Origin of the sequence: Isoptericola sp. NPDC057559, from assembly GCF_042801555.1 — a bacterium.
Taxonomy (GTDB): domain Bacteria; phylum Actinomycetota; class Actinomycetes; order Actinomycetales; family Cellulomonadaceae; genus Isoptericola.
The window spans coordinates 1-10,272 of sequence record NZ_JBHVFQ010000050.1 but is presented as its reverse complement, the minus strand read 5'-3'; the positions used below and the strand labels follow the sequence as shown (position 1 = coordinate 10,272).

The following is a 10,272-nucleotide window of genomic DNA, read 5'->3' as shown; positions in this document are numbered from 1 at the left end:
GCCGAGCGCTGGGCGGCGGCGCGCGGGGCCGCCTACGTCTCGCTGGCCACCCGGCGCGCGGGCGCCTTCTACGAGGCCCTCGGCTACGACGCGTCGGCGACGTTCTACCGCCGCGACCTGGCCTCCGGCACCTGAGGGAGGGTCGGTCAGCGGTCGCCGTGCTCGCGGGAGACGAGGTCGAGCGCGCGGGAGATCTCGCGGGCGCGGCGGGCCGTGTCGGCGTCGGTCGGCCCCGGCCGCGCGGCCGGGACGGGTGCCGCTCCCGTCAGACCCGTGGGCACCAGCCACCGCCAGCGCACCGTGGCCTGCACGACGGGGCCGACGCCGAGCGCGTAGGCGATCGTCGCCCAGCCGAACGTGCCGCCGAGCAGGACACCCACCAGCACGACGGCGACCTCGATACCGGTCCGCACGAGGCGCACCGACCACCCCGTGCGCTGCAGGAGGCCGGTCATCAGCCCGTCGCGCGGGCCCGGGCCGAGCCGCACGCCGATGTAGGCCGCGGTGGCGACGCCGTTCAGGACGATGCCGCCGACGGCGAGCGCGACGCGCGCCGCCAGGCCGGGATCCGGCACGAGCCACGCCATCGCGGTGAGGCTGGGGCCGATCGCCAGGCTGATCACGACGACGTTCGCGACGGTGCCGATGCCGGGCCGCTGCCGGAGCGGGATCCACGCGAGGAGCACGAGCACGGACGTCACCGCGACCACGGCGCCGAACCCGAGCCCGGTGCTCCGCACCAGCCCCTGGTGCAGCACGTCCCAGGGCATGCCGCCCTCGCCGGCGTGCAGCAGCATCGCCATCGACCACGCGAAACCGAGCAGTCCCAGGACGAGCTGCACGCCGCGGCGGACCGGCCCCATCGACGCCGCCGGCGCGGACGCTCCGGACGCCCCGGACGCGGGCGACGCTCCCGGTGCCGCCTGCGCGCCCGATCCCTGCGTGCCCGATCCCTGCGTGCCCGATCCCTGCGTGCCCGATCCCTGCGGTGCCCGCGGCGCCTCCGCGGCGGACACCGCCGCCGCCGACGCCGGGCCCGGGTCGGACGGCGCGGCCCCCGTGCGCCGAAGGACGGCCCGACGCGAGGGACGGCCGGGGAGGCGGCGGGAGCCCCGGCGTGCGGGGCGGCGGCTGGGGGCGGGCGTCGTGCTCATGGTCCCACCATGGGACACATTGGCCTTGCAATCCATGGCCAATGGGGTGACAGTGGCCCCGTGACCGTCGCCCCGCCGCCTCCCGCGGCCACCGCCGCCCCCGCCGTCCGGCAGCTCTCCCCCGCCGCGACGGCCCGGCTGCTCGGCGACTGGCGGGCCGGAGGTCCGGCCTACCTCGCGCTGGCGGACGCCCTGCGCGCCGCCGTCCTGTCGGGCAGCCTGCCGCCGCTGACGCGCGTGCCGAGCGAGCGCGAGCTGGCCGCGGCCCTCCACGTCTCGCGCACCACGACGTCCGGCGCGTACGCGCGGCTGCGCGAGCTCGGCTTCCTCGTCAGCCGGGTGGGGTCGGGCACCGTCACGACCCTCCCCCACGGCGCCGGCACGGCGCGCGGCCGGGTCCCGGCAGAGGCCGGCGACGCCCCGACCGACTCCCCCGCGGGCGACCACGGAGAGCCGCCCGTCGACCTCGCGCAGGCGACCCCGTCGGCCACGCCGGCCCTGCACGACGCGTACGCCGCCGCGCTGGAGATGCTGCCCGGCTACCTGGGCACCGGCGGCTACGCCCACCTCGGCATCGAGCCGCTGCGGGCGGCGATCGCCGACCGTTACACGGCGCGCGGCGTACCGACCACGCCGGAGCAGATCCTCGTCACGACGGGCGCGCAGCAGGCGATCTCCGTGCTGACCCACGCGTTCGTGGGCCGGGGCGAGACGGCCGTCGTCGAGTCCCCCACGTACTTCCACGCGCTGGAGCCCGCGCGGCGCCTCGGGGGCCGGCTGGTCGGCGTGCCCGTCGGGGACGTCGAGACCCTCGCGTCCGCCGTGCGGCGCACCCGTCCGCGGCTCGTCTACCTCGTGCCGGACTTCCACAACCCCACCGGCCACACGCTGTCCGCCGAGGGCCGCGCCGCAGTGCGCGAGCTCGCCGACCGGGCCGGCGTCACGGTCGTGGGCGACGAGACCCTCACCGACCTGGCGCTCGACGCCGGCGCCGGCGTCCCCGGGCCGTTCGCGGGCGAGGGCACGTCGCCGCACGTCGTGACCATCGGGTCGGCATCGAAGTCGTTCTGGGGCGGGGTGCGCGTGGGGTGGGTGCGCGCGGACCCCCAGGTGGTGCGGCGGCTGGCGCGGGTGCGCGAGTCCGCCGACATCGCGACGCCCGTGCTGGAGCAGCTCGCCGTCGTCGAGCTGCTGCGCCGCGCCGACGAGATCCTGCCCGGGCGCGTCGCCGAGCTGCGGCGCCGTCGCGACCTGCTGGTCGGCCTCGTCCGCGACGCCCTGCCGGACTGGCGGGTACCCGTGCCCGCCGGCGGCCTGTGCCTGTGGGCCGACCTGGGACGGCCGCTGGCGCAGGCGCTCGCCGCGGCGGCTGTGAACCACGGCGTCCTGGTCACGCCGGGGCCGGCCTTCACCCCCGACCGGTCCTCCCGCGACCGCGTGCGCCTGACGTTCACCCGCGAGCCGGACCAGCTCGCGGCCGCCGTGCCGCGGCTGGCGCAGGCCTGGGCCCAGGTGACCGCGGGCCGGTGAGGCGCGAGCGCCCCGCAGGATCCGGTCAGACCGCGGGCAGCGGCACGCTCGGCGCGGCCTGGTTCCCGTCGTGCAGCAGCCGCGCGACGGCCCCGCCCTCCGCGGACAGGTCGCGCCAGTGCTCCCCGAGCCACTGCTCGGCGTCGTACTGGGTGGTGAAGACCGGGCTGGGCACCGACAGCGCGCCGCCGTCGGCGTCGTCGAGCGCCCACTCCCAGCGCGGGCGGATCACGACGCGCTCCCCGGCTCGGACCCGGCGAGCGCGCCGGCCGCGACGGAGCCGCGGGTGCGCGTCAGCGCGCGGTTGACCCGCGACGGCCACAGCGGCCCGGAGTAGATGAACGTCGTGTAGCCCTGCGTGAGGTCGGCGCCCGCGCGCAGGTAGGCGCGCACGTCGTCGGCGCTCGCGATGCCGCCGACGCCGATGATCGCGGGCTCGGGCCCCAGCCGCTCGCGGAGCCGGCCCACGACCTGCAACCCGCGCTCGAGCAGCGGCGGGCCGGAGAGCCCGCCGGGGCCACGGTCGTGGCCGATGGTCGTGTTCACCGCGACGACGCCGTCCAGGCCGAGCTCGGTGACGAGGTCGGCCACCGCGTCGACGTCGGCGTCCGCCAGGTCGGGCGCGATCTTCACGAGCAGCGGCGCGCGCCGGGTGCCGGCCGCGGCGGTGGCCTCGTCCGCGGCGTCGCGGGCCGCGGTGAGGATGGGGCGCAGCTCGGCGGTGGTCTGCAGGTCGCGCAGGCCCGGCGTGTTCGGGGACGAGACGTTGACGACGAGGTAGTCGGCCCAGGGTGCGAGCTCGCGTGCGCAGGCGGCGTAGTCGTCCGCGGCGCCCTCGGCGGGGGTCGTCTTGTTCTTGCCGATGTTCGCGCCGACGACGACGGCGCGGCCCGCGGGCGTGGCGCGCAGCTCGCGCAGCCGCGCGGCCGCGGCGGGCGCGCCCTCGTTGTTGAAGCCCATGCGGTTGCGGACGCCGCGGACGTCGAGCTCGCGCCACATGCGCGGCTTCTCGTTGCCCGGCTGCGGGCGGGGGGTGACCGTGCCGATCTCCACGAAGCCGAAGCCCAGCATGGTCAGGCCGCGGATCGCGCGCGCGTTCTTGTCGAAGCCGCCCGCCAGGCCGAAGGGCGCCGGGAACGTCCGGCCGAGCACCTCGATGCTGCCCGGCCCGCCGCTGCCGCGGCCCAGGAAGGGGGCGACGGCGCCCTGGACGACGTCCCGCAGCACCGGGACGCGGCCGGCGAGCGAGATGGCCCCGAACGCGAGCTCGTGTGCCCGCTCGGGGTCCATCTTGCGGAAGACGCCGTTGAACAGCAGCGTGTAGGGGCTCATCGGACCTCCGGGTCGGGTGGGGTCGGCTCGGGTGCGGTCGGGTCGGGTGCGCTCGACGCGCGCCCGTCGTCGGCGCGGGGGCGCGTGCGCCACAGCCACCACAGGCCGACGAACGGGAGCACGAGCGGCACGTAACCGTAGCCCTGCCCGAACCCGGACCACACGGTCGTCTCGCCGAAGACGTCGGGCGAGACCGCGGAGGCGGCTCCGACCGCGAGCACGCCCACGGCCTCGAAGCCCACCGTCACCCAGGCGACGACGCGCCACCGCGGGCCGCCCTTCGCGAGGGCGATCGTGGCCAGCACGTAGACGACCGCCGACAGCGTGGACAGGGAGTAGGCGACGGGCGCCTCGGAGAACTTGGTGGCCAGCTCGTAGGACGAGCGGCCGATCGCCGCGAACGCGAGGATCCCGTAGACGGTGACGAGCAGGCGGCCGAAGCCCGCGCCCGTGCGCCGCGCCTCGCCCTTCTGACGGCTCGCGCCGCCCGACCGGCTCGTGCCGTTCGACCCGCTCATGCCGCACCCCAGATCTGCCACAGCCGCCAGTCGAGGAAGCCGACGGTGACGGCCGCGACGGCCAGCACCACCGACGACCACTTGGTGCGCTCCGCGAACGCCCAGACCGCGGCGATCGGCAGCACGATCAGCGCCGTCGCGACGTAGCCCCAGAACAGGGGCCCGTCGACGGGATGGTCGCGCGTGACCATGAGCACGCCGGCCACGACCGCCTGGACGACGACGAGCGCCTCGACGACGGCCGCACCGAACAGCTGGCGCAGGATCACCGCCCGGTCCTGGACGACGAACCAGAGCGCCCACCCGGCCAGCGCGGCGCACGCCACCAGGACGAGGAGCAGGAGGGGAAGAACCACGCCCGCAGACTACCGGCCGGCCGGGCCGGACGACGCGGGCGGTGGGCCCCCGGGGACGGGGATAGCATCGGCGCGTGGCTGACCTCACCCTCACCGGCAAGAATCCCACCTCTCTCAAGGTCGACGCGCTCGTCGTCGGGACCTGCTCCACGTCGGACGGCGTCGCCGTCGTCGCGGACCAGCTCCCCGAGGCGCTCGTGCGGCAGATCGAGACCCTCGCGCCCCGCCTCGGCGTGACCGGCGCCCCGGACGAGGTGCGCCGCCTGCCCGCGGGCGACGGCGTCGCCGCCGACGTCCTCGTGCTCGCGGGCCTCGGCGAGCGCGCGGCCGACGGCACGTTCGCGCACGAGGTGCTGCGCTCCGCCGCCGGCGCCGCGACCCGCGACCTCGCGGGCACGGACTCCGTGGCCGTCGCGCTGCCCGCCGTCGACGAGGACGAGCTCGCCGCCGTCGTCGAGGGCGCCCTCCTCGGCGCCTACACGTACACGCGCTACCGCTCCGGCAAGGACCAGAAGTCCGCCGTCGGCAGCATCCAGGTCGTCACGTCGTTCGCCCGCTCGGGCCGCGCCAAGGCCGCCGTCGCGCGCGGCGAGGTGCTGGCCGCGGCCGTGCACGGCACGCGCGACCTCGTCAACGACGCGCCGAACGAGCTCTTCCCCGCGGCGTTCGCCGACGCGGCCAAGGCCGCGCTCAAGGGCGTCAAGGGCGTCAAGGTGACCGTGCTGGACGACAAGCAGCTCGCCGCCGGCGGCTACGGCGGCCTCGTGGGCGTGGGCCAGGGCTCCTCGCGCGGCCCGCGCCTGGTCAAGCTCTCGTACACGCCGGCCAAGGCCGCGGCGAAGGTCGCCATCGTCGGCAAGGGCATCACGTTCGACACGGGCGGCATCTCGCTCAAGCCGCCGGCCAGCATGCCGACCATGAAGTCCGACATGGCGGGCGCCGCCGCGGTGCTGCACACCGTGGTCGCCGCCGCGAAGCTCGGCCTGCCCGTGGCCGTGACCGGCTACCTCTGCCTCGCGGAGAACATGCCGGGCGGCAACGCGCAGCGTCCCGCGGACGTCATCACGATCCGCGGCGGCAAGACCGTCGAGGTCACCAACACCGACGCCGAGGGCCGCCTCGTCATGGCGGACGGCCTGGTCGCCGCCGTCGAGGACGGGCACGACGTCGTCCTCGACATCGCCACCCTCACCGGCGCGCAGATGGTGGCGCTCGGCAACCGCACCTCCGGCGTCATGGGCACCGACGCGGTGCGCGACGAGGTCAAGACCGCGGCGGACGTCGCCGGCGAGGCGTTCTGGCCGATGCCGATGCCCGCCGAGCTCAAGTCCGGCCTGAAGTCGAACGTCGCGGACATGGTCAACTCCGCCCCCAGCCGCTGGGGCGGCATGCTGTTCGCCGCGCACTTCCTGGCGGAGTTCGTGGGCGACACCCCGTGGGCCCACCTCGACATCGCCGGCCCGTCGTACAACGAGGGCTCGTCGTTCGGGTACACCCCCGCCGGCGGCACCGGCGTCGGCGTGCGCACGATGCTCGCGTTCCTCGAGGGGCGCGCCGGTCTCTGACCCGCCCCGCCGCACGAGGACGGCGCCCGGCCACCCCGGTGGTCGGGCGCCGTCCTCGTCCTCGATGGGACCTGCGCCGGCCGGCGTGGTCAGGCGGCGCGGCCCACGGCCCAGCGGAACGCGCCCTCGAGGCGGTAGCCGCCGCCCGGCGCGCGGAACGGCGCGGCCGCGGCGACCACCACCGGGGCGAGCTCGGCCAGGGTGGCCGCGTCCTCCCCGAGCAGGACGCCGCGCACCAGCGTGTCGTCGTCGGCGACCTCCCACGCGACGTCGACGAGGCCCGCCCCCACGACGTCGAGGTCGGCCGCGGCGAGCACGGCCTCGAAGCCGCCCGGCCCGCGCAGCGGCCCGTCCTGGGGCGGGTCGTCCTCGAACGCCGCCGCGACCGCGCGCTCGACGACGTCGAGGTCGTTGCGCGAGCCCTCCGCCCAGCCGGCCAGACCCAGCCGGCCGCCCTGCGCGAGCACGCGGACCAGCTCGGCCACGGCCTCGCCCGCGTCGTCGGCGAGCTGCAGGGCGTTCACCGCCAGGACGACGTCGAACGTGCCGTCCCCGAGGGGGAGGCGCTCCGCCTCGCCGACGAGGACCGCCGCGCCCGGGGCACGCTCTCGGGCCAGCCCCACCATCGCCGGGGCCGGGTCCACGCCCGTGGCCTGCGCCCCGCGGCCCGTCAGCCGGGCGAGGAGCTCGCCGGTGCCGCAGCCCACGTCGAGCACGCGGGCCCCGGGCACGACGCCGGCTGCCGCCATCAGCGGGGACCACACGGGCGTGGCGAGCCCGCCCCACAGGTCGGCCCACGCGCCGGCCACCGCCGACCACTCGTCGTCGGGGACGGTCATGCCCCGCTCAGTCCTTGCGTCGCTGCGCCGAGGTCCAGTCCCGCATGCGCTGCGGGTAGCCCGTGAACCGCACGTTGTAGACCGGGACGCCCAGCGAGCGCGCGACCTCGAAGCCCGTGCGCTCGTCCGGCACGCGGCGGCGCGTCCACTCCCCGGTGGTCGCGACGAGCAGCACCGTGCTGGGGGTCTGCGCGTTGGGCGGCTCGACGTACGCCTCGACGCCGACGCGCGTCCGCACGAAGTCCTGCAGGTACGCCACGGTCTCGCCCCGCGAGCCGGAGGTCGGCGCGGTGCCGGGGGCCGGGGACGACGACCTGCCCAGCAGGCGTCCCAGGGAGGTCCGAAGCGACATGGCGCGAGAATACCGCCGCCGTCGGCGCCATGTTCTGGAGACCGACCGGAGGTGTCCTGAAGGTCATGGAGCGGTCAGGTGTACCCAGCGTCACACCCACCGGCACCCCGGAACGATTGGGGCGCACCCGGTCGAGGTGACAAGATGGCAGGCAGTGACCAGAACGCGGCAACCAGAGATGTCGCGGGCCGGCAGGACCGGCTCGCCTCGGCACGTCGCCTGACCCACTGATCGAAGGAGACTCCACAGGTCATGTCTGAGAACGTGCAGCTCCCTGCACTCGGCGAGTCCGTCACCGAGGGCACCGTCACCCGATGGCTCAAGGCCGTCGGCGACACCGTCGCCGTCGACGAGCCCCTGCTGGAGGTCTCGACCGACAAGGTCGACACGGAGATCCCGTCGCCCGTCGCGGGTGTCCTCGAGCAGATCCTCGCCGAGGAGGACGAGACCGTCGAGGTCGGCGCCACCCTCGCCGTCATCGGTGACGGTTCCGGCGCAGGCGCCGACGACGCGGCCCCGGCCGCCGAGGCCTCCGCCGCCGAGCCCGAGGCCCCCGCCCAGCCCGCCGCACCCGCCGAGCCGGCTCCGGCTCCCGAGGCGCCGGCACCCGCAGCCCCCGAGGCCCCTGCCGCCGAGGCCCCCGCCGCCGGTGGCGGCGAGGGCACCGAGGTGACGCTCCCCGCCCTGGGCGAGTCCGTCACCGAGGGCACCGTCACCCGCTGGCTCAAGGCGGTCGGCGACTCGGTCGAGGTCGACGAGCCCCTGCTCGAGGTCTCGACCGACAAGGTCGACACCGAGATCCCGTCCCCCGTGGCCGGCACCGTCCAGCAGCTCCTCGTCGAGGAGGACGCGACCGTCGAGGTCGGCGCCGTGCTGGCCGTCGTCGGCTCCGGTGCCGCGGCCCCGGCCGCGCCCGCCGCGCCCGCCGCCCCGGTCCCCGCCGAGGCTGCCCCGGCGGCTCCCGCTGCGCCCGCTCCGGCCCCCGCGCCGGCGCCCGCCGCGGAGAAGCCCGCCGCCCCGGCTCCGGCCGCTGCCACGAGCGCGCCTGCCGCGGCCCCGGCCGCCAAGGCCACCGTGCCGCCGGTCTCCCCGCTGCGGGGCACCACGGAGAAGATGTCGCGCCTGCGCAAGATCGTCGCCGAGCGCATGGTCGAGGCCCTGCACACGCAGGCCCAGCTCACGACCGTGGTCGAGGTGGACGTCACCAAGGTCGCCAAGCTGCGTGCGAAGGCGAAGGAGTCGTTCAAGGCCCGCGAGGGCGCGAACCTCACCTTCCTCCCCTTCTACACGCTCGCCGCGGTCGAGGCGCTCAAGGCGTTCCCGAAGATCAACGCCTCGATCGACCAGGAGAAGGGCGAGATCACCTACCACCCCGCGGAGAACGTCGGCATCGCCGTCGACACCGAGCGTGGCCTGGTGGTCCCGGTCATCAAGAACGCCGGCGACCTGAACCTCGCGGGCATCGCCCGCCAGATCGGCGACCTGGGTGCGCGCACCCGGGCCAACAAGGTGGGCCCGGACGAGCTGTCCGGTGCGACCTTCACGATCACGAACACCGGTTCGGGCGGCGCGCTCATCGACACGCCGATCGTCCCCGGCGGCCAGGTCGCGATCCTCGGCACCGGCACGATCACCAAGAAGCCGGCCGTCGTGACGGGCCCGGACGGCGAGGAGACCATCGCCATCCGCCAGTTCGCGTACCTGTTCCTGTCCTACGACCACCGGCTGGTCGACGGGGCGGACGCCGCGCGCTTCCTCACCGCGGTCAAGGCCCGCATCGAGGAGGCCGCGTTCGAGTCCGAGGTCGGGCTCTGACAGGCACCTCCTGACTGACGGCGCAGGGCGTCCCGGCTACGGCCGGGGCGCCCTGCGCCGTTCTCCCGGCGCGATCGAGCGGCGCGCCGGTCAGGCGACCTCGGCGACGCGCCAGCCGTCGGGCGTCCAGGCGAGCCTGAGCGTGGCGGTGCGGGCGTCGGTCGCGGGCACCGCGGTGACGGCGCCGTCGGCCGCCACCTGCTCGTGCGCACCGATCGCGTAGCGGACCACGACGTCCGCCTCCTCGTCGTCGTGCTCCTGCGTCCGCGCGCCGTCCACGTGCACCGCGGCGCCGCGCACGCGCGTGCCCGCCTGCCGCACGTCGTCGAGCAGCGCCGCGTCCGCGTCGTGCGCGGGCGACCCGGGCACGTCCACGTCCGCGAGCCCGACCGGGCTCGCGGCGCCGTCCGCCACGCCGGACAGCAGCACCGCCCGGCGCCTGGTGAGCTCGGCCGCGGCCGCGGCGGGGTCGGCGCGGTCCCGGGTCGGGTCGGGCGACGTGGGCGCGGCCGTGGGGCGGTCGGCCGGGGCCGTTGTCGGGGCCGCTGTCGGGGCCGTCGTCGGCGCGGCGGCCGCCGGGACCCGTGTCGAGCTCGCCGTCGCGGCCCGGTCGACGGCGTCGGCCGGCAGGCGCACCTGGACCACGACGGCCGTCAGCACCACGGCCAGCCCGACGGCGCCCAGCGCGCCGAGCATCCGCCGCACCCGGCGGGTGCCCGCCCGCGGGGCCGTCACGTGCCGGACCTCGCGGCGGGTCGCGCGCGACGGCGGGCGCGGCACCGTGTCCCCCGCGCGGCGGACGGTGCGCCGG

Annotated in this window: 11 protein-coding genes; 3 read left to right on the top strand and 8 right to left on the bottom strand. The window is 76.7% G+C overall.

Going from position 1 to position 10,272, the window contains the following annotated elements:
* Positions 1 to 146: 146 nt before the first annotated feature.
* Positions 147 to 1,154: a YitT family protein gene (locus tag ACFU5J_RS21720; RefSeq protein ID WP_430580104.1), complete on the bottom strand. Its 1,008-nt coding sequence runs from the start codon at positions 1,152 to 1,154 to the stop codon at positions 147 to 149.
* Between the two features lie 60 nt (positions 1,155 to 1,214).
* On the opposite strand from ACFU5J_RS21720, the gene ACFU5J_RS21715 reads away from it, so the two are divergent.
* Positions 1,215 to 2,684 (top strand): PLP-dependent aminotransferase family protein, encoded by a 1,470-nt coding sequence (locus ACFU5J_RS21715; RefSeq protein WP_430580103.1) that lies wholly within the window; start codon positions 1,215 to 1,217, stop codon positions 2,682 to 2,684.
* A 25-nt stretch (positions 2,685 to 2,709) separates the two neighbouring features.
* Here ACFU5J_RS21715 and ACFU5J_RS21710 read toward each other — a convergent pair whose 3' ends face one another.
* The 4 genes from ACFU5J_RS21710 to ACFU5J_RS21695 are packed head-to-tail and all read right to left on the bottom strand — an operon-like array spanning position 2,710 to position 4,890.
* Positions 2,710 to 2,916 (bottom strand): hypothetical protein, encoded by a 207-nt coding sequence (locus ACFU5J_RS21710; protein ID WP_430580102.1) that lies wholly within the window; start codon positions 2,914 to 2,916, stop codon positions 2,710 to 2,712.
* Complete coding sequence (locus ACFU5J_RS21705) at positions 2,913 to 4,016, bottom strand: quinone-dependent dihydroorotate dehydrogenase (protein WP_430580101.1); 1,104 nt, start codon at positions 4,014 to 4,016, stop codon at positions 2,913 to 2,915. Before ACFU5J_RS21705 ends, ACFU5J_RS21710 begins: the two co-directional genes overlap by 4 nt.
* Positions 4,013 to 4,534, bottom strand: a complete 522-nt coding sequence (locus ACFU5J_RS21700) for a hypothetical protein (RefSeq protein WP_430580100.1) — start codon at positions 4,532 to 4,534, stop codon at positions 4,013 to 4,015. Before ACFU5J_RS21700 ends, ACFU5J_RS21705 begins: the two co-directional genes overlap by 4 nt.
* The gene (locus ACFU5J_RS21695) at positions 4,531 to 4,890 is read right to left on the bottom strand and encodes a hypothetical protein (RefSeq protein ID WP_430576003.1); all 360 of its coding nucleotides are present in this window, start codon (positions 4,888 to 4,890) and stop codon (positions 4,531 to 4,533) included. The genes ACFU5J_RS21700 and ACFU5J_RS21695 overlap by 4 nt, the downstream gene beginning before the upstream one ends.
* Positions 4,891 to 4,964: 74 nt before the next feature.
* Between ACFU5J_RS21695 and ACFU5J_RS21690 the strand changes: the two genes are divergently transcribed.
* Positions 4,965 to 6,455: a leucyl aminopeptidase gene (locus ACFU5J_RS21690; protein WP_430580099.1), complete on the top strand. Its 1,491-nt coding sequence runs from the start codon at positions 4,965 to 4,967 to the stop codon at positions 6,453 to 6,455.
* Between the two features lie 89 nt (positions 6,456 to 6,544).
* Here ACFU5J_RS21690 and ACFU5J_RS21685 read toward each other — a convergent pair whose 3' ends face one another.
* Both ACFU5J_RS21685 and ACFU5J_RS21680 read right to left on the bottom strand, forming a co-directional pair.
* Entirely contained in the window at positions 6,545 to 7,294 is a 750-nt protein-coding gene (locus ACFU5J_RS21685; protein ID WP_430580098.1) for a class I SAM-dependent methyltransferase, read from the bottom strand.
* A 7-nt stretch (positions 7,295 to 7,301) separates the two neighbouring features.
* The gene (locus ACFU5J_RS21680) at positions 7,302 to 7,646 is read right to left on the bottom strand and encodes an oxidoreductase (RefSeq protein ID WP_430576006.1); all 345 of its coding nucleotides are present in this window, start codon (positions 7,644 to 7,646) and stop codon (positions 7,302 to 7,304) included.
* A 252-nt stretch (positions 7,647 to 7,898) separates the two neighbouring features.
* Here ACFU5J_RS21680 and ACFU5J_RS21675 point away from each other — a divergent pair, with 252 nt between their 5' ends.
* Positions 7,899 to 9,461 carry a 2-oxo acid dehydrogenase subunit E2 gene (locus ACFU5J_RS21675; protein WP_430580097.1) on the top strand — a complete coding sequence of 521 codons (1,563 nt, stop codon included), beginning with the start codon at positions 7,899 to 7,901 and terminating at the stop codon, positions 9,459 to 9,461.
* Between the two features lie 90 nt (positions 9,462 to 9,551).
* Here the strand turns inward: ACFU5J_RS21675 and ACFU5J_RS21670 are convergent.
* Positions 9,552 to 10,272 (bottom strand): hypothetical protein (locus tag ACFU5J_RS21670; RefSeq protein ID WP_430580096.1); only part of this gene is annotated, 721 nt, incomplete at its 5' end.